The organism is Streptomyces sp. NPDC007971 (assembly GCF_042958635.1).
Taxonomy (GTDB): domain Bacteria; phylum Actinomycetota; class Actinomycetes; order Streptomycetales; family Streptomycetaceae; genus Streptomyces.
In genome coordinates this window covers 532758-558076 of sequence record NZ_JBIBJK010000001.1, presented here as the reverse complement: position 1 = coordinate 558076, position 25319 = coordinate 532758, and the positions used below count along the sequence as shown (strand labels likewise).

The 25319-nt window shown below is 72.5% G+C and carries 19 protein-coding genes; 5 read left to right on the top strand and 14 right to left on the bottom strand.

Features of this window, described 5'->3' with window-relative positions; all coding sequences use genetic code 11:
- Positions 1-11: 11 nt before the first annotated feature.
- Positions 12-1124: an SDR family oxidoreductase gene (locus tag ACFZCP_RS02495; RefSeq protein ID WP_362691897.1), complete on the bottom strand. Its 1113-nt coding sequence runs from the start codon at positions 1122-1124 to the stop codon at positions 12-14.
- Positions 1125-1316: 192 nt separating this feature from the next.
- Between ACFZCP_RS02495 and ACFZCP_RS02490 the strand changes: the two genes are divergently transcribed.
- Both ACFZCP_RS02490 and ACFZCP_RS02485 read left to right on the top strand, forming a co-directional pair.
- Positions 1317-2759: a zinc-dependent metalloprotease gene (locus ACFZCP_RS02490; RefSeq protein WP_391423335.1), complete on the top strand. Its 1443-nt coding sequence runs from the start codon at positions 1317-1319 to the stop codon at positions 2757-2759.
- Complete coding sequence (locus ACFZCP_RS02485; protein WP_362691891.1) at positions 2756-3277, top strand: NUDIX hydrolase; 522 nt, start codon at positions 2756-2758, stop codon at positions 3275-3277. The genes ACFZCP_RS02490 and ACFZCP_RS02485 overlap by 4 nt, the downstream gene beginning before the upstream one ends.
- A gap of 112 nt (positions 3278-3389) precedes the next feature.
- Here the strand turns inward: ACFZCP_RS02485 and ACFZCP_RS02480 are convergent, their stop codons facing one another.
- From ACFZCP_RS02480 to ACFZCP_RS02465, 4 genes are all read right to left on the bottom strand, one after another.
- Positions 3390-4145, bottom strand: coding sequence for an AIM24 family protein (locus tag ACFZCP_RS02480; protein ID WP_362691888.1), 756 nt, complete (start codon positions 4143-4145; stop codon positions 3390-3392).
- Positions 4146-4163: 18 nt separating this feature from the next.
- Entirely contained in the window at positions 4164-4844 is a 681-nt protein-coding gene (locus tag ACFZCP_RS02475) for an AIM24 family protein (protein ID WP_391423333.1), read from the bottom strand.
- 11 nt (positions 4845-4855) lie between these two features.
- The gene (locus ACFZCP_RS02470) at positions 4856-6553 is read right to left on the bottom strand and encodes a TerD family protein (RefSeq protein WP_391423331.1); all 1698 of its coding nucleotides are present in this window, start codon (positions 6551-6553) and stop codon (positions 4856-4858) included.
- Between the two features lie 223 nt (positions 6554-6776).
- The gene (locus ACFZCP_RS02465) at positions 6777-7373 is read right to left on the bottom strand and encodes a M48 family metallopeptidase (RefSeq protein WP_362691879.1); all 597 of its coding nucleotides are present in this window, start codon (positions 7371-7373) and stop codon (positions 6777-6779) included.
- A 278-nt stretch (positions 7374-7651) separates the two neighbouring features.
- Between ACFZCP_RS02465 and ACFZCP_RS02460 the strand changes: the two genes are divergently transcribed.
- Both ACFZCP_RS02460 and ACFZCP_RS02455 read left to right on the top strand, forming a co-directional pair.
- Positions 7652-8866, top strand: a complete 1215-nt coding sequence (locus ACFZCP_RS02460; RefSeq protein WP_391423329.1) for a TOMM precursor leader peptide-binding protein — start codon at positions 7652-7654, stop codon at positions 8864-8866.
- Positions 8859-10229: an AarF/UbiB family protein gene (locus tag ACFZCP_RS02455; RefSeq protein WP_391423327.1), complete on the top strand. Its 1371-nt coding sequence runs from the start codon at positions 8859-8861 to the stop codon at positions 10227-10229. The genes ACFZCP_RS02460 and ACFZCP_RS02455 overlap by 8 nt, the downstream gene beginning before the upstream one ends.
- Positions 10230-10511: 282 nt before the next feature.
- Here the strand turns inward: ACFZCP_RS02455 and ACFZCP_RS02450 are convergent, their stop codons facing one another.
- The 5 genes from ACFZCP_RS02450 to ACFZCP_RS02430 form a co-directional block, all read right to left on the bottom strand.
- Positions 10512-10724, bottom strand: coding sequence for a hypothetical protein (locus ACFZCP_RS02450; RefSeq protein WP_391423325.1), 213 nt, complete (start codon positions 10722-10724; stop codon positions 10512-10514).
- A gap of 137 nt (positions 10725-10861) precedes the next feature.
- Positions 10862-11185, bottom strand: coding sequence for a hypothetical protein (locus tag ACFZCP_RS02445; RefSeq protein ID WP_362691867.1), 324 nt, complete (start codon positions 11183-11185; stop codon positions 10862-10864).
- Positions 11182-11550 (bottom strand): WhiB family transcriptional regulator, encoded by a 369-nt coding sequence (locus ACFZCP_RS02440; protein WP_053664703.1) that lies wholly within the window; start codon positions 11548-11550, stop codon positions 11182-11184. Before ACFZCP_RS02440 ends, ACFZCP_RS02445 begins: the two co-directional genes overlap by 4 nt.
- A gap of 174 nt (positions 11551-11724) precedes the next feature.
- On the bottom strand, positions 11725-12045 hold the full coding sequence (locus tag ACFZCP_RS02435) for a hypothetical protein (protein ID WP_391423323.1): 321 nt from the start codon (positions 12043-12045) through the stop codon (positions 11725-11727).
- Between the two features lie 163 nt (positions 12046-12208).
- Positions 12209-14491: a UvrD-helicase domain-containing protein gene (locus ACFZCP_RS02430; RefSeq protein ID WP_391423321.1), complete on the bottom strand. Its 2283-nt coding sequence runs from the start codon at positions 14489-14491 to the stop codon at positions 12209-12211.
- Positions 14492-14589: 98 nt separating this feature from the next.
- Here ACFZCP_RS02430 and ACFZCP_RS02425 point away from each other — a divergent pair, with 98 nt between their 5' ends.
- A complete protein-coding gene (locus ACFZCP_RS02425) occupies positions 14590-14832 on the top strand; it encodes a mycoredoxin (protein ID WP_362691858.1) in 243 nt (80 codons plus the stop codon).
- 121 nt (positions 14833-14953) lie between these two features.
- Here the strand turns inward: ACFZCP_RS02425 and nudC are convergent, their stop codons facing one another.
- The 4 genes from nudC to ACFZCP_RS02405 all read right to left on the bottom strand — a co-directional run bounded on the left by nudC (position 14954) and on the right by ACFZCP_RS02405 (position 25139).
- The gene (gene nudC / locus ACFZCP_RS02420) at positions 14954-15898 is read right to left on the bottom strand and encodes an NAD(+) diphosphatase (protein ID WP_391423318.1); all 945 of its coding nucleotides are present in this window, start codon (positions 15896-15898) and stop codon (positions 14954-14956) included.
- Between the two features lie 154 nt (positions 15899-16052).
- Positions 16053-17456 carry a dipeptidase gene (locus tag ACFZCP_RS02415; RefSeq protein WP_391423317.1) on the bottom strand — a complete coding sequence of 468 codons (1404 nt, stop codon included), beginning with the start codon at positions 17454-17456 and terminating at the stop codon, positions 16053-16055.
- Between the two features lie 47 nt (positions 17457-17503).
- Entirely contained in the window at positions 17504-21274 is a 3771-nt protein-coding gene (locus ACFZCP_RS02410; protein ID WP_391423315.1) for a UvrD-helicase domain-containing protein, read from the bottom strand.
- 142 nt (positions 21275-21416) lie between these two features.
- On the bottom strand, positions 21417-25139 hold the full coding sequence (locus ACFZCP_RS02405) for a UvrD-helicase domain-containing protein (RefSeq protein ID WP_391423313.1): 3723 nt from the start codon (positions 25137-25139) through the stop codon (positions 21417-21419).
- Positions 25140-25319: the final 180 nt, after the last annotated feature.

The following is a 25319-nucleotide window of genomic DNA, read 5'->3' as shown; positions in this document are numbered from 1 at the left end:
AAGCCGCCCGCTCACAGCCGCCGCCGAGCCTTCCGCGCCCGCCGCACGACCGCCGCAGCACCGAGCAGCGCCACCGTCGCCCCCGCAGCCCCCGCCGCCGTCGCGTCCTTGCGCCCCAGTCGGCGCCCGGCCACCGTATGCCGCCCGGAGGCCTCCTCCAGCAGCTCGGCCAGCACCTCCTCATTGGTCCACCCCGGCCGCCACCCGGCGTCGTGCAGACGGCTCCCGCTGATCACCCAGGGATACATCGTGTACGCCAGATCGCCCGCGGGCGAGGGAGTGAGCCCGATCCGGTGCAGCCGGGCGGCGGCGCCCAGGGCGACCGCGGACGGCAGCTCCATCCGCCGGATCCCGCTCAGCTCCTCGACCTCCTCCTGCTCCAGCCACCCGTCACAGCCCACGGCCAGCTCCCCGTCGACCTTCTCCAGGACGGCGTACTCCAGCGCGCTGCACAGGTCCTCGACGTGGCAGAACTGCCAGGCGGGCCGCGACCCCGCGACCACCAGCAGCCGCGGCGACTCGAAATACCTGGTCAGGGCCGTGTCCGTACCCCCGACCAGCACGGCCGGCCGTACCACGGTGACGTTCAGCCCGGGATGTGCCCGCGGAGCGCGCCGCGCCAGCCGTTCGATCTCCAGCAGGTCCCCGACCCCGGTGGCCTCCGCGGTGGCCCGCAGCTCGGCGTCCTCCGACAGCGGCAGCTCGTTGTCCGGCAGCGCGCCGTAGACCATCGCGGACGTGCACAGCACCACGCGGTGCACCCCGGCCGCCGCCGCGGCGGTCAGCACGGTCTGCGTCCCCCGGACGTTGTACGCGGTACGGGCGGCGGTGTCGCTGCCGAGGTCCAGGTCCAGGGCGAGATGCACCACCACGTCCGCGCCCCGCAACTTCTCCGCGATCGCCGGGTCGCGCACGTCGAGGATGTGCCACTGCGCACCCTCGCACTCTCCGCGCCGCTCGTCGATGGCGACGACCTGCTTGATCTCCTCCGAGGCGACGAGCCGCTCGGTGAGCAGGGCACCGACCCCGGTGGCGGCGCCGGTGACCGCGACGACGGGCCCGCGCAGGGCAGGAGGGGTTGAAAGGTTTCGCGCTGCGCGAACCTGCGGATCTGGGGAACTCACCGGGCGTCTCCAGAGGTTGTCTTCAGTACGGGCGCGAGTGACGCGTACGTACCAGGTGCATCCATCCTGCCGCAGCCCTTGCGTGGGCGAAGCACCGAGGCCCGATCGGGTTCGGGTGTCTACGCTGGGTGGTGTTGTCGGGCAGCCGCGCCGCCGGAGAGAAACCGGTGGCCTTACCAGCCGAGGAATCCCGTGAGTGACACCCCATTCGGATTCGGCCTTCCGCCGGAGGAGCCGGAAGACGGCGACGAGGGCAAGAAGAAGGACCAGCAGAGCGGTGGTGAGCAGGGACCGGCCAACCCGTTCGGTTTCGGGCTGCCCGGAGCCGGAGGCTTTGGCGGCCCGGGTGCCGACAATCCGCTGGCAGCGATGTTCGGCTCCCTGAACCCCACCGACCTGGGCGCCGCCTTCCAGCAGCTGGGCCAGATGCTCTCCTACGAGGGCGGCCCGGTGAACTGGGACATGGCCAAGCAGATCGCCCGCCAGACGGTCGCCCAGGGCACCCCGGACGGCGTCAAGGACGCGAGCGTCGGCAGCGCCGAACACTCCGCGGTCGAGGAGGCGGTCCGCCTGGCCGACCTGTGGCTGGACGACGTGACGTCCCTGCCGTCGGGTGCCGCTTCGGCGGTGGCCTGGTCCCGCGCGGAGTGGGTCGAGGCGACCCTGCCCGCGTGGCAGGAGCTGGTCGACCCGGTCGCCGAGCGGGTCGGCGCGGCCATGGGCGACGTCCTGCCGGAGGAGATGCAGGCCATGGCGGGCCCGCTGATCGGCATGATGCGCTCGATGGGCGGCGCCATGTTCGGCACGCAGATCGGGCAGGCCGTCGGCGTGCTCGCGGGCGAGGTCGTCGGCTCGACCGACATCGGCCTCCCGCTGGGCCCGGTCGGCAAGGCCGCGCTGCTCCCGGCCAACGCGGAGGCGTTCGGCAAGGACCTCGGCGTGCCGAAGGAGGAGGTCAGGCTCTACCTGGCGCTGCGCGAGGCCGCCCACCAGCGCCTGTTCGCGCACGTGCCGTGGCTGCGCTCGCACCTGTTCGGCGCGGTCGACGGGTACGCGCGCGGCATCAAGGTCGACACGGCCAAGCTGGAGGACGTGGTCGGCCAGTTCGACCCGCAGAACCCGGAGCAGCTTCAGGACGCCCTTCAGCAGGGCATGTTCCAGCCGGAGGACACGCCCGAGCAGAAGGCGGCCCTGGCCCGTCTGGAGACCGCTCTGGCGCTCGTCGAGGGCTGGGTGGACGCGGTGGTCCACGCGGCCGCGAAGCCGCGTCTGTCGTCCGCCGACGCCCTGCGCGAGACCCTGCGCCGCCGCCGCGCCACCGGCGGCCCGGCGGAGCAGACGTTCGCCACGCTGATCGGCCTGGAACTGCGCCCGCGCCGGCTCCGCGACGCCTCCCGCCTGTGGGCCTCGCTCACGGACGCGCGCGGCGTCGACGGCCGGGACGCCCTGTGGGCCCACCCGGACATGCTGCCCACGGCCTCCGACCTGGACGACCCGGACGGCTTCGTGCACCGCGAGCAGCTGGACTTCTCCGAGCTGGACAAGATGCTCGGCGAGGCGGCGGGCGGCTCCGAGGGCAAGCCGGACCTGAAGAAGAAGGACGACACCGAGACCGGGGGCGACGACTCCGAGTGAGCCTGTACGACGACGCGGTCCTCGTCCTGAAGGGGTACGACGACCAGCCCGAGCTGCGGCAGGCCTATCTGGACCACCTGGCGGCCCGTCCGGACGGCATGTGGAAGGCCTGCGACGCCGGCCATGTGACGGCGAGCGCCCTGGTGATCGATCCCGAGCAGGGCCGGGTGCTGCTGACCCTGCACCGGAAGCTGCAGATGTGGCTGCAGATGGGCGGCCACTGCGAGCCGCAGGACGTCTCCCTGGAGGCGGCGGCCCTGCGGGAGGCGACCGAGGAGTCCGGGATCGGAGGTCTGGCCCTGCTGCCCGGCGGCCCCGTTCGCCTGGACCGGCATCCGATCCCGCCGCCGTGCCACTGCCATTACGACGTCCAGTACGCGGTGCTGGCGCCGCCCGGAGCGGTGCAGGAGATCAGCGACGAGTCGCTCGACCTGCGCTGGTTCGCCTACGACGAGGTGGCGGACGTGGCCGACGACTCGGTCGTACGCCTGCTGGACGCCACCCGCGCCCGGCTCTGAGCGGGCGGGGAACCGCACGAGCGACGGCGCATGTCGCAACGGCACATGTAAGGGGCGGCTGCTCAGACAGCCGCCCCTTACATGTGCTTTCCGGACCCGGACCGGTCGGCGGTCAGCTCCAGACGTTGCCCTGGTTCTGGGCGTGTGCCCCGTGCTGGCCCATGCCGAACTGTGCGGCGAGGCCCTGGCCGATCACCGCGTTCTGCGGCGGCAGCAGTTCACTCGGCTGGACGAGCGCGAAGCCGGAGCCCATGAAGCTCAGCTCCCAGCCCTCACCGGTGTTGCCGCGCCGCCGCCACACCCCCGAGGAGTGCGTCTGGGCCTGCATCTGCACCCGCAGCCCGGTGGACCAGGCGACGATCGCGTCGGCGTCGCAGTTGACGTACTTGTCGGGCGTGACCTGCATCAGCAGCGGCGCGCCCGAGGTCATCAGGGCCACCTTGCCGCGTCCGGTGATGTTGAGCTGGTACTTCCCGGACCCGGAGATGCCGTAGAGGCTGTCGACGGCGATGACCTCGTGGTGCAGCGAGGAGTCCATGGCGAGGACGTAGCTGCTGTCGACCGTCAGCCCGTCCTGCTCGACCTCCATGACGTGCACATGCTGCGCGAGGTTGGCGAGGTAGACCGTGCCCTGCCCGTGGCAGCGCATCAGGTCCAGGCCCTCGCCGGTGTGGGCACGCGCGCGTGCCTGGTTGTTGCTGCGGTACTCGGCGTCGAACTCGACCAGGCCCTGGTAGGCGACCATGGTGCCCTTGCGGGCCAGGATGTCGTCGTGGCCCTCCAGGGCGACGCGGAGCATCTGCTTGTTCTGCAGGCTCCAGCGCTCCTGCGTCTGGAGGTCGTTGTGCGCGAAAAGCGGGCTCTGCATGGTGTTTCTGGCTCCCCCTCAGCCCCGGATCCGGAGGCGGTCGGTGCTGTCCTCGCTGGGCTGGACGACGACGATGCCCTGGCCGGAGAAGGCCATCTGGTAGGCCTCGCCGCTGCCCCGGCCGATCAGTGACTGCGCCTTGAAGCTGCGCTTGCCCTTCACCTTCAGGTTCGGGGACCAGGCGACGAGCGCGTCGGGGTCGACGTACGTCTCGTCCTCGCCGCCTCCGCAGTCGACGACGATCGGCTTGCCCCGGGAGGTCAGTGCGACCCAGCCCTGCCCGGAGATCTTCGTGTTCCACAGGCCCTGCCCGGCGAACTTGGCGAGCCCCTTGACCCGCTCGACACCCCAGCTGAGGTGGGCGTCGAAGGCGAGCAGGTTGGTGGCGTTGACGGAGATGCCGTCGCCGTTGAGGTTGATCACGACGACGTCGGCGCCGTAGTCCGCCAGGTAGAGCAGTCCGTCGCCGGTGCACTTCATCAGCGGGGCGCCCTCGCCGGTGATCCAGTCCCGGGCGATCTGGCGTACGGCCGGCGGGTTGGGCTCGTACTGGATGAAGCCTTCGTAGGCGACCATCGACCCCACGCGCGCGAAGAGGTCGTTTCCGGTCTGCATGGCGACCTTCAGCATGTGGTTGCCGTGGTTCTCCATGCGGGCCGTGACGGGTGCGGGGGCGTAGCCCGCGAGCGGCTGGTTCATGACGGGCTCCCTCAGACCTCGTACGGCTGGACGACGATGAAGTTGCCGGGCGCACCCCGGAACTGGAGGTTGACGCTCTCGCCGGTGTCGCCCGGGTAGGCGTTTCGGCGCATCCGGACCTGGCTGGAGACGATCACCTGGGAGGCGGCCGACCAGGCGACCACCGCGTTGCAGTCGGCGAAGGTCGTGGGCGTCACGGGCAGCACGACGGGCGTCCCGTGCGTCTTGACGACGATGGTTCCGGTGCCCTGGAACTGCATGGTGAACAGCGCGCCGCCGGGAATGCCGTGCCCCTCGATGCGGCGGACCTCGTGCTGGAGGCTCTCGTCGAAGGCGAGGACGTTCTCCGCGGACACGCAGATCGCGTCGCCCTGCAGCTCGACCGGGTGCAGATGGGTGGAGTTCTCGGCGAGGAACACCTGGCCGTTGCCGGTGCAGCGCATCAGCTGCATCTCCTGGCCGGTCGCGCTGCCCACGATCCGCCCGGCGAACCCGGCGCCCTTGTAGCTGAAGTCGACCTTGCCCTGGTAGAGCACCATGCTGCCCTGCCGGGCCAGGACGGGCTGACCGCCGATGCCGAGGTCGACCCGGACGAGCTTCTTGTTCTGCTGCGTCCAACGCTGCCCGGTGGGCGTCTCCTTGAACGCCTGCAGCGCCGCCGACACACCGGCGCCGCCCTGGGGGGCGCCCTGCGGCACCCCGTAGGGGGCGGGCTGCTGGCCGGGGATCTGGCCGTAGCCCGGGGGCATCGGCGCACCCGGCTGGCCGCCGTAGGGGGGCTGCTGGCCGTAGCCCGGAGGCATCGGCGCGCCGGGCTGACCGCCGTACGACGGCTGCTGCGGCGGCTGGCCGTAGGGAGCGGGCGCGGGGGCCGGCGGATGGACCGTGCCGCCGGCGGGCGGGGCCAGGGGGGCGATCACCGTCGGGGCCGCGTGCACGTTGGGGGCCGGCGCCGGGGCCGGAGGCGGGGTCATACCCGGCGGGGTCATCCCGGGCGGGGTGGCTCCGGTCGGGGTGGCACCGGGCGGCGGTGCGAAGCCCTGGGCGGCTGGCTGGACAGCGGGGGCCGGCGCAGGAGCCGGAGCGGGGGCCGGGGCCGCCGGGACGCCGAACGCGGGCGGGGCGAAGCCGGGGGCGGCGTCGGTCTGGGGCTGCTGCTGCGGTGCGGCGGGCGCCTCTTCCTCCAGTACCTCTCCGCCGAAGTTCTTCAGCAGCGCCTCCAGGCCGCCGTCGAAGCCCTGCCCGACCGCGGCGAACCGCCACACGTCCTTGAAGTAGAAGTCACCGAGCATCACCGCCCGCTCGGTGGAGAACTCCGACCCGTTGAACGAGTACCGGGCGACCTCCTCACCGCCGGCGACGATACGCAGGTACCCCGGGCTGATCTGCGACATCTGCCCGGCACCGTCGACGGTCGCCGTGAAGGAGAGCTTGCGGATCTGGGAGGGGATCCGGTCCAGCGTGATCCGGAACGACTCCGTGTCGCCCGCCTGCGTGCCGAGCAGTTGGACGGACTCCTCGGGGGACTTCGGCTGGTTGAAGAAGACGAAGTACCGGTCGTCCGAAAGGCGCTCGTCGGCGTCCAGACCGAAGCAGCTGATGTCGAAGGTCAGTCCAGGGGCGGAGATCTGCACGCCTACGTACAGATCCGTGCCCGCCGTGAGGTCACTGATCCTGGCCTTGTGGCCGCGTTGGAATTCCCTGGCCATGCGTTACGACCGTCCCCCATCCCGAATGTGAGTGCGTCGCGCCAGGCTAACGGCAAACTCCGACAACGGACGCAGCCGGTACAGACCCGGTACACAACCGCGTCCCACACCTCACACGGGCGACCGCTCACACGCCCCGCGCCTCCCACGGTCGGCCCTTCATGCGCCCCGCGCCTCCCACGGGCGACCGCTCAACCGCCCTCCGCCTCACACGGGCGGCCCTTCATGCGCCCCGCGCACCCGGCACATGCGGGAGCTTGTCGGCAGCCACCACTCCTTCGAGGAAGCCGCGGGCCCGCTCCGTGCGCGGGTAGGACTCCAGCAGCCGCCAGAAATCGGGCCCGTGACCGGGCACCAGCAGATGCGCCAGCTCATGGCAGAGGACGTAGTCGACGACGTATTCGGGCATCCCCTGCAACCGGTGCGAGAGGCGGATACTGCCCTCGGCCGGAGTGCACGAACCCCAGCGGGTGTTCTGATTGGTGACCCAGCGCACGGACGCCGGACGCGCCCGGCCGTCGAAGTACTGGTCCGACAGCCGCTCGGCCCGCTCCGTCAGCTCGGCGTCGCCCAGCACCCGCTTGCTCTCCTGCGCGGCGAGCTTGTCGAGCATGACGGTCACCCATCGCTGCTCCTCCGCCTCCGACATCCGGGCGGGGATGAGCACGACAGTGCGATCGCCCTCGCGGTACGCGGAGACCGTCCGGCGGCGCCGGGCACTTCTGCGGACCTCGATCGCGCTCGCCTTCGAGCCGCTGGGCGGCTGGCTCGTCGTGCTGCGCTGTGACTTTCCGGCGCGGTGCAGTGGGTCGGCGGGCACGCCCCGACGTTACCTGCTGGGCCGGGCCGAAGTCCCGGCTCCGGGACGGTTCTCTGCCGATGCCCACCATGCGTTTGATTTGTACGACCGATATGCCCGAAAGCCACAGCCAATTAGTACGACGAACGCCCCAGCCTGTGGACAACCTCCACCACCAGCCCTCCCGGCCGGGCATGCTGGCAGGCGTCGGCAGAGCACGACCGACTCGACCGACAACGACGGCGTTTGACGACTCGGGCGCCGTTGCAGCGGAATTCGACGGATACGGGGGGCCTGTCATGCATCCGATGGTGAAGCCCGCGCTGCGACGCGGCTGGCGCGACCTCAACACCGTGCAGTTCGGAATGACCCCGGCGCTCGCCATGACCCTCGGGCCGGTGGACACGGCGACCGGCAGCTTCCTGGACCTGCTCAACGGCACCCGGGGCCTGCCGCTGCTGCGCGAGGAGGGCCGGCGCATGGACCTGCCGGACGGCCATGTCGACGCGCTGGTGGAGCGACTGTCCGGCGCGGGCCTGATCGACGACACACGCGGCGGCGGACCGGCCGCGGACGCGCTGCGGCAGAAGCAGGACGTCCTGGAGCGGCTGCGTCCCGATCTCGCCTCGCTCTCCCTGACCGCCTCCGAGCCGGGCGGCGCGCTCGGCCGGCTCGCGGCCCGCCGCTCCCTGCGCGTGCAGATCCGGGGCGCCGGACGCGTCGGCGCCCTGGTGGCGTCCGTCCTGTCCGGCGCGGGGATCGGCGAGATCGACGTACGCGACGTGGGGCGGGTGGAACCGTGGGACGTGGCTCCGGGCGGACTGCCCGCCGAGTCGGTCCGCGAGCGACGGACGGACGCGGCGCGGGCCGCCGTCCGCCGCGCCGCGCCGGATCGACCGCCGCGCCGCACCGACTCCTCCCCCGGCGGCACTCAGCACCCCGGGCTCGCCCTGGTGATCCTCACCCCGCGGGACGACGTCGCCGTGCACGCGCCGACCCCCTCCGCCGCCGAACCGCTCATCGCCGCCGGGACACCGCACCTCTATGCAGGGGTCGTGGAGGCGACCGGTGTCGTCGGTCCGCTCGTCCTGCCCGGCGAGACCGGCTGCGCCGGCTGTCTGGAGGAGGGCCGCGCCGACCGGGACCCGGCCTGGCCCCGGCTGATCGCCCAGTGGCGTTCCGGAAAGGCCCGCCAGGTCGGCCCCTGCGACCTGACCCTCGCCACCGCGGTCGCCGGACTGGCCGCAGCGCATGCCCTGGCCTTCCTGGACGGGGAGTCGCCGTCCAGCACCGGCGCGCGCTGGGAGACGTCCCTGCCCGGCCTGAACTGGCACTCCCGGCCTGTGTGGCCGCACGCCGCATGCGGGTGCGGGGCATTGGAGAAAGGTAAGGGGGAGCACTCCTCAACCGGCGCGGAGCCGCGCGAGACAATGGCGGTGCAACGGCCGTCGACGAAGCGGCGACGCAAGGCAGGCGCGACGCGGCCGACTGGGACTTGGAGGGCGCATGTCTGATCTTCCCCGCAAGGCGGTCACTCGTACCGCCAAGCTCGCCGCGCTCCCGCTCGGCTTTGCCGGCCGGGCGACCTGGGGGCTGGGCAAACGGATCGTGGGCGAGTCCGCGGAGATCGTCGGCCGGGAGCTGCAACAGCGCACGGCGGAGCAGCTGTTCAAGGTGCTCGGAGAGCTGAAGGGCGGTGCCATGAAGTTCGGGCAGGCCCTGTCAGTCTTCGAGTCCGCCCTGCCGGAGGAGGTCGCCGGTCCCTACCGCGCGGCTCTGACCAAACTCCAGGATGCGGCACCGCCGATGCCGACCCGCACGGTGCACACAGTGCTCGAACAACGGCTGGGGGACGACTGGCGGGACCTGTTCCTGGAGTTCGAGGACAAGCCGGCGGCTGCGGCCTCCATCGGGCAGGTCCACCGGGCGGTGTGGCACGACGGCCGTGAAGTGGCGGTCAAGGTGCAGTACCCGGGCGCGGGCGAGGCCCTGCTGTCCGACCTGAGCCAACTGAGCCGATTCGCACGGCTGTTGGGGCCGCTCATCCCCGGAATGGACATCAAGCCGCTGATCACCGAGATGCGCGACCGGGTCTCGGAGGAACTGGACTACGCCCTGGAGGCCCAGGCCCAGGACGCACACGCGCAGGAGTTCACGGACGACCCCGATGTGGTGGTCCCCGCCGTCGTGCACCAGTGCGACCAGGTCCTGGTCACGGAGTGGATCGACGGCATCCCGCTGTCGGAGATCATCACGGACGGCACCCAGGAGCAGCGCGACCGCGCCGGTCAGCTACTGGCCCGCTTCCTCTTCTCCGGTCCGGCCCGCACCGGCCTGCTGCACGCCGACCCGCATCCGGGCAACTTCCGTCTGCTGCCCGGCGGCCCGGACGGCGAGGAGGACTGGCGCCTGGGCGTCCTGGACTTCGGCACGGTCGACCGGCTGTCCGGCGGCCTGCCGACACCGATCGGGATCTCGCTCCGGATGACCCTGGACGGCGAGGCGGACACGGTCTACGAGCTTCTGTGCGCGGAGGGATTCGTCAAGGAATCCATAGAGCTCGACCCCGACGCGGTCCTCGACTACCTGTTGCCGATCATCGAGCCGGCCCGGGTCGAGGCGTTCACCTTCACCCGCTCATGGATGCGCAGCCAGGCCGGCCGCATCGCCGACCCCCGGTCCCCCGCCTATCAGCTGGGCAAGCAGCTCAATCTGCCGCCCGCCTATCTGCTGATACACCGTGTGACACTGAGCACGATCGGCGTGCTGTGCCAGCTGGGGGCCACGGTACGGCTGCGGGAGGAACTGGAGGAGTGGCTGCCCGGGTTCGTGAGCGAAGACGAACCGGCCGAGGAGGAACCGGCAGCGGGGGCGTGATCCAGGGCGGTGTCCTAAGTCCTGAGCACCTAAGGTCCTGAGCAGCCGTGCGGTTCGGGGTTGCCCCCCGGGGCCGTGGTTACCCCCGGCCCGAGGCCGTGGTTGCCGCGGGGCCGGGCCGGCGCGAGGAGGTCGTACGCTGCCGCAGCCGACTGAAACAGTGGCCGGGCATCGCGCGCCACCCGGTATGAGCAGACCGCCGAGCCCTGCCCGGCAGCTGTCAGCCTTGCATCGCCTCTGATGCAGGCGTGGCGTCCGACGGCAGCTGCCGGAGGAGGGCGCTCACCACCAGGCCGAGTCCAGCCGTCCCTCGATCGCCCGCAGGTTCTCCCGGGAGCAGACGTCGCAGAAGTACTGGCGGGTGCCGTTCTCGACGGAGCAGGTCCAGGTGGCCGGCTGGGAGTCGCCGGCCAGGGCGCCGCAGCGGGCGCACACGAAGGGGCGGGGCTCCGTGGTGGAGCCGCCCTGACCACTACCTCCGGGAAGACTCGTCACCTGCCGACCATAGCTCTCGGGCCGACGGTTTTCCCGGCACAACGCACCGCGGGGGCCGGTCCGTTCGGTCGGACCGGCCCCCGCGGGGAAGGTTTCGCCTCCCTGGGCCGGGAGGCCACCGCTTCGGGTGTGTTCGGTTACTGCATGACGGCCATGGCGAGCGCACGGCGGGCGCGCAGCGAGGCGCGCTCCGCCCGGCGCTGCATCCGCCGGGCGGTCGCCAGACGCATGGCGCGGCGCTCCCGGTCGGCCTCGTGCAGTCGGTCGTGCATATGCGCACGAGCCAGGGCTTCTGGGATGAGTTGCATCTCACGGGTCCTGTTCTGACGCGAGTCCTTCGCGCCATTGGTGGTGAAGTCTGGGGTTGCGGAGCCTGCGTGCTCGCTGGTGGACGGCTTCATCGGGGCCTGCTTCTTGGGGTCGTGCGTGAGGGGGCGGTCGATCGTTCCTGCGGTGTTCATGCCGTGACCGGGTTCTTGCGCGGGCGACCACGCGGCCGCTTCCGGGCGACGACGACACCCTGGACGAACAGCTCGCCGCCCCAGACGCCCCAGGGCTCACGCCGCTCCTTGGCGCCGGCGAGGCAGGCCTCGATCAGCGGGCAGGTGCGGCAGAGGGACTTGGCGTACTCGACGTCCGCCGGCGACTCGGCGAAGAAGACCTCCGGGTCGTAGGAGCGGCAGGGGACGGGTACGCCGAGGTTCTCGATGGCGTCGTCGAGCGCGGTGAGCGCGGTGAGGGGGATCAAGGTGGAGTCCTCCGTGAGGCCGGGCGGGGGGATCGTCTGTGAAGGCGGTACGGACGGGGCGTGCGCTTCGAGTTGCACGGTTGGTCTTCCTCGTCTGGTCGTTCCGGCCGGTTGACCGGGTGTCGGCGTGGTACCGGGTTCTTTCCTTGTCCCGAGGCCCCTTCGCTCCGTCGTCCCCGTTCGGGGCAAACAGAAGGGCCGCGGATCCCGGGTGGGGTTCCGCGGCCCTGAAGGCGCCGGCCTGATCGGCAATCAGGCTGGATCACTCCAGGGTTCTGGCCCACGGAAGGCCCACATCAGGTGGTGCTGCTTCGTCTGCTTCCGGAATCCGGCACCGGCCGCCGCAAAGGCATAGGCATGTGCCCGTGCCTCTACCGCTTCCAGTGCCTTGGTCGGTCGCTCATTGCGCTCGCGGATGGGAAGACCCGCGAGGGACAGGGCAGATGCCGGACGGACGGCACGAATGCCGGACAGACCGGTGCCCTGGTCCGAGACGCCGAGCATGCACGTGGAGACGGCCGAGCGATCGGTCAGTTTGGCCGTGCTGGTGGTGCTGGTCTTGATGCTGATCACTGGACTCGCCTCCTCTCGGCGTCTTGGGGACTGGGGTGAGCCAGTCCGTTCGGATATGCAAGTACAACACGGAACCGGGCCTTCGAGAAGGCCGCCGCTTCCGTGCCTAGAACCTATGGGGATTGCTGGGGCATGCGCAAACTATTTTTTCGACGAGTTCGTATCAGTCGCTCTCGTCGCCTTCCATAGGCTCCTGGCCTGCACAGATGGCCAGAACTTCGGTTCCGTAGCGCTGCAGCTTGCGGCTGAGGACGCCCGGGATGCGGGACAGTTCGGCCGGGCTGTCCGGCCGCGATTCGGCGATGGCCATCAGGGTCCGGTCGGTGAAGACACAGAAGTCGGGCTGTCCGCTGCGCTCGGCCTGGACGGCTCGCCATGCGCGCAGTCGCTCGTAGAGGCCTTCGTCCATGTCGGAAGGGCAGTCCTCGCAGCGCATCAGTTTCATTTCGCCCGCGTCGGTGAGCGTGCGGCCGCAGACCCGGCAGCGGGCCGGGGTGCGCTGGGTACGGCGCCTGACTGCGGGGGCGCCGGCAGGCGTTCCGCGTTCGACGCCTCCGCCGGCCGGGGTTGCGGTCTGGCCGACGGTGGCGGTGGAGCCGGGGCGCAGGCCGTCGAGGAAGCGGCTGGGCCGGCGGTTGGGCCGGCCGCCGGGTGCCCGGGACAGGGCCCAGGAGAGGTGGAGCCGTTCCCGGGCGCGGGTCACGCCGACGTAGAGGAGGCGGCGTTCCTCCTCGACCTGTTCGTCCGTCTTCGCGTAGGTGATCGGCATCATGCCTTCGGCGATGCCGACCAGGAAGACGGCGTCCCACTCCAGGCCCTTGGCCGCGTGCAGGGAGGCAAGCGTGACGCCCTGGACGGTGGGGGCGTGCTGGGCGCCGGCCCGCTCGTCGAGTTCGGCGACGAGGTCGCCGAGAGTGGCTCCGGGCCGTGCTGCGGCGAAGTCGTGGGCGAGGTTGACCAGGGCGGCCAGGGACTCCCAGCGCTCTCTGGCGGCGCCGGAGCCGGCCGGTGGCTCGATGGTCCAGCCCTCCCCCGACAGGACGGCACGCACCTGTGAGGGGAGGTCCACGGTGTCGTCGAGCAGGGCGTCGTTGCCGCCGAAGCGGGCCGCGCCCCGCAGGGCGATGCCGGCCTTGCGCACCTCGGGGCGGTCGAAGAAGCGCTCGGCGCCGCGCAGCTGGTAGGGGACGCCGACGTCGGCGAGGGCCTGTTCGTAGGTCTCGGACTGGGAGTTGGTGCGGAAGAGGACGGCGATCTCGGAGGCGGGGACACCGGCGTCGATCAGTTCGCGGATGCGGCGGGCGGCGCCCTCGGCCTCGGCGGGCTCGTCGGTGTACTCGGTGTAGACGGGTTCGGGGCCGGCGGGGCGCTGGGAGACCAGTTCGAGCCGGTGGTCGGCGGCGCGGCCGCGGGCCTGGGCGAGCAGGCCGTTGGCGAGGTGGACCACCTGGGGCGTGGAGCGGTAGTCACGGACGAGTTTGACGACGGTGGCGCCGGGGTGGCGCAGGCGGAAGTCGATGAGGTGGTCGGGCGTTGCTCCCGTGAACGAGTAGATCGTCTGGCTGGCGTCGCCGACGACGCACAGGCTGCTGCGGTCGCCCAGCCACAGCTCCAGCAGCCGCTGCTGGAGGGGGCTGACGTCCTGGTACTCGTCGACGACGAAGTGCTGGTACTGGGTGCGGACCTGTTCGGCGATGTCGTGCCGGTCCTGGAGGACGGCGACGGTCAGCAGCAGGACGTCCTCGAAGTCGATGACGCCCCGGTCGCGCTTGAGGTCCTCGTAGGCCGCGTAGAGGTGGGCGATCTCGGCCGGGTCACGGGGGGCCTCGCGCCCGGCCTTCGCAGCCGCGTACGGATAGTCGGCGGGGACGGTCTGGGTGACCTTGGACCATTCGATCTCGGCGGTGGCGTCGCGCAGCTCGCCCCGGTCGAGGCGGATGGTGCAGGCGGCGGCCGCGTCGGCGACGAGCTGGATCTTGCGGTCGACGAGCCGGGGCATGGAGCCGCCGATTGCTTTCGGCCAGAAGTACTGGAGCTGGCGCAGCGCGGCCGAGTGGAAGGTGCGGGCCTGTACGCCGTGGGCGCCGAGCTGGCGCAGACGGCCGCGCATCTCGCCGGCGGCGCGGTTGGTGAAGGTGACGGCAAGCACGCTGGACGGCTGGAGGATGCCTGCGCGCACTCCGTAGGCGATGCGGTGGGTGATCGCCCGGGTCTTGCCCGTGCCCGCCCCGGCCAGGACGCACACCGGGCCGTGCAGGGCGGTGGCCACTTCGCGCTGCTCGGGGTCGAGCCCTTCGAGCACCGCGTCGGCCGTGTCCGGTACCTGCGGGAAGAGGGTGGAGTGCGTTGCTGCTGTCACACCGCCATGCTGCCAGGTCGCCCGTGGCGGCCGGGTCGGTTGTCCACAGGCGGGCTCTGATAGTCGTATGAATGCGGCAGGGGTCACAGCGCTATGGGGATACCCCGGGTGGGAATGCCGGGCCGATGCCTTACGTTCTGCTCCCTGGACGACCTTCCCCGAGCGGCTTGAGGAGCGCGAGAGACATGCAGGGCACTGTGACGATGTACAGCACGACTTGGTGTGGTTACTGCCGTCGGCTGAAGAGCCAGCTGGACCGGGAGGGCATCGCCTACACCGAGATCAACATCGAGCAGGACCCGGAGTCCGCTGCTTTCGTGGAGAAGGCGAATGGCGGGAACCAGACGGTTCCGACCGTGCGCTTCGAGGACGGCAGCACGCTGACGAATCCGTCGCTGGCTCAGGTGAAGCAGAAGCTCGCCGCCTGACGAGGCCGGTCCGCGCCTACGCAGAAGGCGGCTTCCGGGGCCGTGGTGCCCCGGGAGCCGCCTTCTTGTGTCCTGTCTCACATCGGCGTGTGGTGCCGACGGTCGGTACGCGGGCTCGGGCTCAGACGAAGCTCCTGGTCGGGAGCGGCTTGCCGTACCACATCTCGATCAGGCGGGCCGCGATGGAGATTCCGTACGGGGGCAGCACCTCACCGGATTCGAAGGCCGCGTGCAGTTCCTCACGGGAGAACCAGCGGGCCTCGTGGATCTCGTCGCCGTCGACGTTGATGTCGGTCGAGGTGGCGCGGGCCATGAAGCCGAGCATGAGGCTGGAGGGGAAGGGCCAGGGCTGGCTGGCCACGTACTCCACCGGGCCGACGGTGATGCCGGCCTCCTCGAACACCTCACGCCGTACCGACTGCTCGATGGACTCACCGGGCTCGACGAAGCCGGCGAGCGTGGAGAAGCGGCCCTCTGGCCAGTGGACCTGGCGGCCGAGCAGGATCCGGTCGTCCTCGTCGGTGACGGCCATGATCACCGCCGGGTCGGTGCGCGGGTAGTGCTCGGCTCCGCAGGCCGGGCAGCGGCGGATGTGGCCGGCGGCGGCGATGACCGTGCGCTCGCCGCAGCGGGAGCAGAAGCGGTGGGTGCGCTGCCAGTTCTCCAGGCCGACCGCGTGCACCATGAGGCCGGCGTCCCGCGGTGACAGGAGCAGCCCGGCCTCGCGCAGGCCCGCAGGGCGTGCGGACTGGTCGATGCGGCCGGGCAGCGAGTCCTTCTGGAGGGCGAAGTAGCTGACGCCCTCCTCGTCGATGCCGAGGAAGTAGCGGTGGGCCTCGGTGAGCGGCGCCTCGAAGGAGGGGGTCATGACGAGTTCGGTCCGGCCGTCGGACGTCTCGTCGATGAGCACCTGGCCGCCGGAGACCACGAAGCAGCGGGTGGTGGGGTGGCTCCACGCCGCAGCGAGCCAGGCCTCGTCGAGCCGGTGGTGGGCGGCACGGTCGAGGCCGCTCGGGGCGGTCAGCGAGATGGGTCGGTCTGCGGTGTGGTCGGTCCAGGTGGTCACGGGTGCTTCCAACTCCCCCAGTGGAACGGTTCGTTTCGGCGGGCGGTTCGGCGGGACTAGGACGGGGTGGGCACCGGGCCGGGCGCGGGCGGGGCGTGCGGGGCGGTTTCTCCAGTGTGCCGCGCGCGGTGCCGTCCCGTACGGCGCCAGCCCGTCAGGGGGCGTGACGCCATTTCGCGGCGAGGTCGCCCCACAGGTAGGCGCTGGTCTCCACGCCCTTGAGGAGGAGGTCGAGCTCCACCTTCTCGTTCGGGGCGTGCCAGCCGTCGGAGGGGACGGAGATGCCCAGGAAGAGGACGGGGGCGCCGAGGACCTCCTGAAGGTCGGCGGCGGGTCCGGAGCCGCCTTCGCGGGTGAAGCGGACCGGGCCCTCGAAGGCCCGGCCCATGGCGCGGGCCACCGACTGCAGCGCGGGGTGGTCGAGCGGGGTCAGGCACGGGCGCGTGGCGGAGCCGAAGCTGATCTCGTGCCGGATCCCGGCGGGTACCTGCTCGGCGGCCCAGGCGCGGACGGCCTTCTCGATGTGGTCGGGGTCCTGGCCGGCGACCAGCCGGAAGGACAGCTTCACCATCGCCGAGGACGGGATGATCGTCTTGCTGCCGGGGCCCTGGTAGCCGCCGCCGATGCCGTTGACCTCCGCGGTCGGGCGGGCCCAGATGCGCTCCAGTGTGCTGTGCCCGGCCTCGCCGTGGGTGGCGCGCGACTTGGCGGTGCGCAGCCACTGCGCTTCGTCGAAGGGCAGCTCGGCGAAGAGTTCGCGTTCGCGGTCGGTCAGCTCGACGATGCCGTCGTAGAAGCCGGGGACCGCCACGCGCGCGTGCTCGTCGTGCAGGGCTGCCACGAGGCGGGCGGCGGCGGTGGCCGGGTTGGGGACGGCGCCGCCGAAGGATCCGGAGTGGATGTCCTGGTCGGGGCCGTGCAGCCGGATCTCGCACTCGGCGAGGCCGCGCATGCCGGTGCAGACGGTCGGGGTGTCCGCCGACCACATACCGGTGTCGGAGACGATCACCGCGTCGGCGGTGAGCCGCTCGGCGTGCTCCTCGACGAGGCTGCGGAAGTGCGGGGAGCCGGACTCCTCCTCGCCTTCGATCAGCAGCTTGAGGTTGACGGCGGGGGCGGTGCGGCCGGTGGCGGCGAGGTGGGCGCGGACGCCGAGTGTGTGGAAGAACACCTGGCCCTTGTCGTCGGCCGCACCGCGCGCGTAGAGGCGGTTTTCGCGGATGACGGGTTCGAAGGGCTCGCTGTCCCAGCCGTCCTCGCGGGCGGCGGGCTGCACGTCGTGGTGGCCGTAGACGAGAACGGTGGGCGCATCGGGGTCGCCCGAGGGCCACTCGGCGTAGACGGCCGGGGCGCCCGGGGTCTGCCAGACCTCGGCGGTCGGGAACCCGGTCTCCTCCAGTTTGGCGGCGAGCCAGTCGGCGCTGTGCCGTACGTCGGGCGCGTGGTCGGGCTGGGCCGACACGGAGGGGATGCGCAGCCATGCGGTCAGGTCGTCGAGGAAGGCGGCGCGGTGCTGCTCGATGTACGTGCGGACGGCACTGTCCGGGGTCTGGCTCATGCTCACGAGCCTATCGGCACGCGCCGACATCCTCGGGGGGCGGTTCGTCACACTGGGCTTGCATCGTGTGTCACTTCCGTGTCTCCCGGGTCGTCGCCCGTGAGCAGCCGCTCCAGTGCTGACCGGTCCGGCAGCCCCTCGGGGCGTACGACCTCGCCGGTGCGCACGTACAGGAAGGCGGCCGTGACCGCCTCGGGCGGTACGCCCTGCTGCTCGGCCCAGGCCAGCCGGTAGACGGCGAGCTGGAGCGGGTCGGCGGTGCCGGTGCGGCCGGTCTTCCAGTCGACGATCTCGTAGGCCGCCGAGTGGCCGTCGCCGTTCTTGTAGACGGCGTCGATGCGGCCGCGTACCACCCGGCCGGCGAGCGTGAGCTGGAAGGGCTCCTCGACACGGTAGGGGGTGCGGTGGGCGTACTCGCTGCGCTCGAAGGCCTCCTTGAGCGCCTCCAGGTCGCGTTCGTCGGCGATCTCCGCCTCGCGGCCGGGCAGCTCGTCCGGCTCCAGCATGGGCAGCGTCAATTCCTCGAAGCGCGCTTCCACCCAGGCGTGGAAGCGGATGCCCCGGCGCGCGGAGGGCTGTGGGGGGCGCGGCATGGGGCGCGCGAGTTCCTGCGCGAGCCCGTCCGGGTCCTCCGCGAGCCGCAGCAGCTGGGAGGCGGTCAGGGTGGCGGGCAGGGGGACGTCCGTGACGCTCTGCCGGGCGCGCAGCAGCTCGCCGGTGAGCGCGTCGAGGTCGCGGTCCCAGGAGGCCATGGTGCGGGCCTCCTCCGGGGTGATCTCCGGGGAGGCGTCCGGGGAGTGGTCCGGGACGGCATCGCGGGTGTGGAGCCGTGGATGCCCGGGCTCCGCGGGGGCAGCCGCCTGGTGGGGAACGGTCGGCCGCCCGGTACGCCGGGTGTCCTGGTCTCCTGGCTCCTCCGAGTGAGAGTCGCCGCCTTCAGGGCACGGGCGCGGGGTGTAGGGGGTCCGGGTGTACGACTCCCCGTCGTGCGCAAGGTCGCCGTCGGGTGCGAGGTGCTGGTCGGGTGCGAGGTGCTGGTCGTGGGGACCGTCCTCGCCGTCGGAGCCGTGCTCGCCGTACGAGAAGTCCTGGTCGTACGGGCCGTCCTGGTCGTACGGGTCGTACGGGCCGTCCTCGCCGTACGGAAACTCCCCCGCGTACGGGTCCTCGTCGTCCGGCGGTGCCGGCCAGTCGGGGTCGTCGAAGGTGTCGGGGTCGTGGGTGGCGGGCGGAGGGGCGTCCTGCCGGGCGGCCAGGGTGTCCAGGGCGTCGAGGTGGGCGAGGACGGTCTCGGCGGCGGCGCGGCGGCGGGCCAGGGCCGCGTCGTCCAGGGGCAGCGGCCACACCTGGTCGGCGGTGGCCGTGTGCAGGGCCGGGTTCTCCTCGTCCTCGGCGGGCTCGTCGGCCCACGCCTCGATCTCGCCGTACCCGGCGGCGCAGTGGTCGTGGAGGGCCTGGAGGAAGTCGGAGGGCCCGCGGGGCTTCTTCTGGCTGGGTCCCCACCAGTGGCCGGAGCCGAGCAGGAGCGAGCGGGGGCGGGTGAAGGTGACGTAGCCGAGACGGAGCTCCTCGGTGTGCTGGTGCTCCTTCATCGCCTCGTGGAAGGCCTTCAAGCCCCGGGAGTCCCAGGTGCCGGCGTCGGGCAGGGTGTCGCTGTCGCCGCGCAGGGCGTGCGGCAGCACCTTGGCCTGTGCGGTCCACTTCTCGCGGCCCTGGGCGCTCGGGAAGGTGCCCTGGACCAGCCCGGGAACGACGACGACATCCCACTCCAGGCCCTTGGACTTGTGCGCGGTGAGGACCTTGACCGTGTTCTCGCCGCCGGGCAGGGCGTTGTCGAGGCCCTTCTCGTACTGGGCGGCGGTGCGCAGGAAGCCGAGGAAGGCGAGCAGGGTGGCCTCGCCGTCGCCGGCCGCGAAGGACGCGGCGACGTCCAGGAAGTTGGAGAGGGTCTCGCGGCGGCGGGCGGCCAGCGCGTGCGGGGACGCGGACAGCTCCACCTCCAGGCCGGTGACCGTCAGGACGCGGTGCAGGACGTCCATCAGCGGGTCGGACAGGGAACGGCGCAGGTCGCGCAGTTCGGCGGCGAGGCGGGCGAAGCGCACGCGCGCGTCCGGGGAGAACGGCAGGCGGTCGTCGTCCCCGTCCTCGTCCAGGGGGCTTTCGAGGAACGTGTCCAGGGCGTCCGCGAGCGATATCACCTCCGACGGGTCGACTCCTTCGACGGCCCGGGCGAGCCGGTGGTCGGGGTCGTCGGGGTCGCCCGCGTGCGCGTGGGCGACGAGCAGGCGGGCGCGGCGGCCCAGGAGGGCGAGGTCGCGGGGGCCGATGCGCCAGCGCGGGCCGGTCAGCAGGCGGACCAGGGAGGCGTTGGCCCCGGGGTCCTGGAGGACTTCGCAGACGGCGACGAGGTCGGCGACCTCGGGCAGGTGCAGCAGCCCGGACAGGCCGACGACCTCGACGGGGATGTCGCGGGCGACGAGAGCGGCCTGGATCTGGGCGAAGTCGGTCGCCGTGCGGCACAGTACGGCGATCTCGCCGGGGGCCCTGCCGGTGTGGACGAGGTGGGCGATGGAGTCGGCGATCCAGGCGGTCTCCTCGGCGTGGGTGCGCAGCAGGGCGCAGCGGACCGTGCCGTCGCGTTCGGCGCCGGGGGCCGGGCGGAGGGCCTCCACACCCGCGTGCAGGGCGCGCAGGGGCTCGGCGAGGCCGTTGGCCAGGTCGAGGAGGCGACCGCCGCTGCGGCGGTTCTCGCTGAGGGCCTGACGGGTGGCGGGGCGGCCGTCGGCGCGGGCGAAGTGCTCGGGGAAGTCGTCCAGGTTGGCGACGGAGGCGCCGCGCCAGCCGTAGATGGCCTGGCAGGGGTCGCCCACCGCGGTGACCGGGTGGCCCGTGCCGCTGCCGAACAGGCCCGACAGCAGGACGCGCTGGGCCACGGACGTGTCCTGGTACTCGTCCAGGAGCACTACGCGGAACTCCTCGCGCAGCAGACGGCCCACGTCGGGGACGGTTGAGAGGCGGGCGGACAGGGCGATCTGGTCGCCGAAGTCGAGCAGATCGCGTTCGCGCTTGGCTGCCCGGTAACGCACGACGAGGTCGACCAGTTCACGGCGGGCGGCTGCGGCCTCGGGGACCTTGCGCAGGTCGGCGTTGGTGAGCTTGGCGCCTTCGAGGGTGTGCAGCAGGCCGGTGTCCCAGGCGCGCAGCCGGGCGGGCTCCACGAGGTGTTCGGCGAGTTCGGAGTCGAGGGCGAGCAGGTCGCTGACGAGGTCGGCGAAGGAGCGGGTGAGCGCCGGGTAGGGGCCGGGGGCTTCGCGCAGCACGCGCGCGGCGAGCTGGTAGCGGGTCGCGTCGGCCAGCAGCCGGGAGGTGGGTTCGAGGCCGATGCGCAGGCCGTGGTCGGTCAGCAGACGGCCGGCGAAGGCGTGGTACGTCGAGATGACCGGCTCGCCGGGCGGGTTGTCCGGGTCCGGCCAGAGGGGGGCAGCGCGGATCGCTGCCGTCGAGGGGTGGTGGTCGGGTGACGGGAGGGCCTCGGGGTCGGTCACACCGGCCTTGATCAGCGCCTTGCGGACACGCTCGGCGAGTTCCCCGGCGGCCTTGTTGGTGAAGGTCAGGCCGAGCACCTGCTCGGGGGCGACCTGTCCGGTGCCGACCAGCCAGACCACGCGGGCCGCCATCACGGTGGTCTTGCCCGATCCGGCTCCGGCCACGATCACCTGCGGGGCGGGCGGCGCGGTGATGCAGGCCGTCTGCTCCGGGGTGAACGGGATCCCGAGGAGCTCCTTGAGCTGCTCGGGGTCGGTGATACGGGCGGGCATGTGGACAGAGGCTAGCGGCGGGCACTGACAGCCGAGGAACCATCGGCCGCCCGAAGGGGAAGAACCGCAGGTCAGCACGTGTGGTGCCGTACGTCACCCGCACATCCCGCTCCGGGCCGCGGATCCCGCTCCGGGCCGCGGATCACTCGACCACGTGCCGTCCTTCGGGCCGGGCGCTGCAGGAGGCGCGGAACGCGCAGTGCGTGCAGTGCTGGCCGGCGCTCGGTGTGAACCGCTCGTCGAGGACCTTCCCCGCGGCGGTGGCCAGCAGCTCGCCGGCCCACTCCCCCGCCAGCGGCTCCTGGCCCTGCACCTTGGGCAGGTGCTCGCCGCCGTCCCGCTTGGCCGCGCCCTGTCTGAGGTGCACCAGTTCGGCACCGCCCGGTTCGGGGCGCTCGCCGTCGAAGGCGGTGTCGACGGCTCCCTCGCGGACGGCGAGCTGGTACACGGCGAGCTGCGGATGGCGGGCCACCTCGGCACCGCTGGGCGCCTGCTTGCCGGTCTTGAAGTCCACGACGTAGGCCCGGCCCTCGCCGTCCGCCTCGACGCGGTCCATCTGGCCGCGGATGCGTACCTCGTAGTCGCCCGCGGCGAGGGTGACGTCGAAGTCCTGCTCGCTGGCCACCGGGGTGCGGCCGGTGCGGTCCAGGACGTGCCAGTTCAGGAAGCGTTCGAGCGCCACGCGCGCGTTGTCCTTCTCCTGCGCCGACTTCCAGGGCGCGTCGAAGGCGAGCGCGTTCCACACCGACTCCAGGCGCTCCATCAGCACGTCGAGGTCGGCGGAGGTGCGGCCGGAGGCGACCTCGTCGGCGAGGACGTGGACGACGTTGCCGAAGCCCTGGGCGGCGGTGGCGGGTGCGTCGGCCTTCACCTCGCGGCCCAGGAACCACTGCAGCGCGCAGGTGTTGGCGAGCTGGTCCAGTGCGCTGCCGGAGAGCACGACGGGCTGGTCGCGGTGGCGCAGCGGCACCTTGCTCTCGGTCGGCTCGAACATGCCCCACCAGCGGTAGGGGTGGGCGGACGGCACCAGCGGGCGGCCGTCCTCGTCGGCCAGCGCGGCGAGCCTGGCCAGGCGGCGGGCGGCGGCCTCGCGCAGGACGGCCGAGGCGCGCGGGTCCACGGTGGTGGCGCGCAGCTCGGCGACGAGCGCGGCCACGGACAGCGGGCGGCGGGGGCGGCCGGTGACGTCCCGGGGTTCGACACCCAGTTCGTTCAGGAAGCGGGAGGGCTGGTCGCCGTCGTCGGCCGGTGCCTTCACCGCGGTCACCACGAGACGCTCCCTCGCGCGCGTGGCGGCCACGTAGAACAGGCGGCGTTCCTCGGCGAGCAGCGCGCCCGGGGTGAGCGGTTCGGCGAGTCCGTCGCGGCCGATGCGGTCGGCCTCCAGGAGGGAGCCGCGCCGACGCAGGTCGGGCCACAGGCCTTCCTGGACGCCGGCGACGACGACCAAGCGCCACTCCAGGCCCTTGGCGCGGTGCGCGGTCATCAGACGGACGCCGTCGGGGCGTACGGCGCGGCGCGTGAGGGTGTCGGCGGCGATGTCCTCGGCCTCGATCTCCTCCAGGAAGTTGAGGGCGCCGCGGCCTCCGGTGCGCTCCTCCGCGCGCGCGGCGGTGGCGAACAGCGCGCAGACGGCGTCCAGGTCACGGTCGGCGTTGCGGCCGGCGGCGCCGCCGCGCCGGGCGGCCCGTGCCAGGCGCGCGGGCCAGGGTGTGCCGTCCCACAGGTCCCACAGCGCCTCCTCGGCCGTACCGCCGCCGGCGAGGCGCTCGCGAGCCTTGCGGAGCAGCCCGCCGAGGCGCTGCGCTCCGCGCGCGTAGGCGGGGTCGTGCACCACGAGGCGCTCGGGTTCGGCGAGCGCCCGGGCGAGCAGTTCGTCGGAGGGCGGCGGCAGGGGGTTGCCGGCGGCCCGCTCCTCCTCGCGCAGGGCACGCCCGAGGCGGCGCAGGTCGGCGGTGTCCATGCCCGCGAGGGGGGAGGCGAGCAGGGTGAGGGCGGTCTCGGCATCGAGCCAGTGCGTGTCGGCGAACGGCTCGTCCGCGGCCAGCTCTTCCGCGGCCGGCTCCTCGGCGGGCGGCTCGTCCGCGGGCAGCCCCTCGGCGGGCGGCTCGTCCGCGGGCAGCCCCTCGGCGAACGGCTCGTCCGCGGGCAGCCCCTCGGCGGGCAGTTCCTCGGCAGCCGGCTCGTGCGCGGCTGACACGTCGGCGGGCGCCTCCTCGGCGACCGGCTCCTCGACGGACGGCCCGTCCGCGGCCAGTTCCTCGACGGGCAGCCCCTCGGCAGCCGGCTCGTCCGCGGCTGACACGTCGGCGGGCAGCTCCTCGGCAGGCGGCTGTGCGACGGTTCCGCCGGCCGGGGCGTGTGCCGTGGGACCCTCCCCCTCGCCGGACGCCTCCGCGAGGGGACGCCGGGTGGTGGCCTCCGCCGTGGCCACGGCTTTGAGGGCTGTCAGCAGGGGCGCCACCGCAGGCTCGTGGCGCAGGGGCAGGTCGTCGCCGTCGATGTCCAGCGGGACACCGGCCGTGGTGAGGGCGCGGCGCAGCGTCGGAATGGTCCGGGAGCCGGCCCGCACCAGAACCGCCATGTCGTTCCAGGGGACGCCGTCCTCCAGGTGCGCGCGGCGCAGGATGTCGGCGATGTTGTCCACTTCCGTGCCGGGCGTGGGGTACGTGTAGACCTCGACGCGGCCGCCGTCACGCACGGCGGCCGGTTCACGGTGGGCGCGGACTTTCTCGGCGGGCAGCCGGGGCAGCGGCATGCGCTGGGTGATCAGGCGGGTGGCGGCCAGCAGGGCGGAGCCGGAGCGTCGGGAGGTGCGCAGCACCTCGACCGGGGCCGGGCGGCCGTCCGGGCGCGGGAAGGCCGCGGGAAAATCCAGGATGCCGTTCACGTCGGCGCCGCGGAAGGTGTAGATCGACTGGTCGGGATCGCCGAAGGCGACCAGGGTGCGGCCTGTCCCTCGCCCGGACCCACCCTTGTGCACAGACCCTGCGGGCTGCACCCCTCGGTTGCCGGCCAGGGCGTCCAGGAGCCGTACCTGGGCGGGGTCGGTGTCCTGGTACTCGTCAACGTACACGGCGTCGTACCGGGCGGCGAGGCGGGCGGCGGTCTCGGGGCGGCGGGCGAGCAGCACCGCGCGGTGGACCAGTTCCGCGTAGTCGAGGACGCCCTGCAGGTCGAGCACGTCGAGGTACTCGGCGAGGAAGGCGGCCGCGGCCCGCCAGTCGGGGCGGCCGATGCGACGGGCGAAGGCGTCCAGAGCACCCGGTGACAGGCCCAGCTCGCGGCTGCGGGCGAGGACGGCACGCACCTCGTCGGCGAAGCCGCGCGTGGTCAGGCAGGCGCGCAGCTCGTCGGGCCAGCGCACGTGGCCGAGGCCGAGCCGCTCCAGCTCGGGCTGCCCGGCGAGCAGCTCGCGGACGGCGACGTCCTGCTCGGGTCCGGACAGCAGGCGCAGCGGTTCGGCGAACGGGCCGCTGTCCTGGTGGGCCCGGACCAGCGCGTAGCAGTACGAGTGGAAGGTGGTGGCCCGGGGGGCGCGGGCCGCGCCGATGCGCAGGGCCATCCGGTCGCGCAGGTCGACGGCGGCCTTGCGGCTGAAGGTCAGCACCAGGATGCGTCCGGGGTCGGTGCCGCGCGCGATGCGTGCCGCCACCGACTCCACCAGCGTGGTGGTCTTGCCGGTGCCGGGACCCGCGAGGACGAGCAGCGGTCCGGTCCGGTGATCAACCACGGCGCGCTGCGTGGCGTCAAGACGAGGGGGATCAACGTCGGCCGGCGGGGTACGGACCAGTCGGTAAGCGCCACCGTTCCCCTGCCGCACCGGGGGGTGCGGCAGGCGCCTGATGGAGGAAGAGGAGCTCACGTGGTTCGCCGGTCCTGGTGGTCGTGCTGATGGGCAGGCGGTCACGCGTGCGAGGCGGTGGCCGCGGGGTGAGGGGGACACGTGCAGCCGACGCTACGCCGCCGCACCGGGCGGAAGCAGGGCTTCCGATTCTTCCCTCACGGCTCTCGCGGCCCTCGCGCCACGCGCGTCCCTCACCTC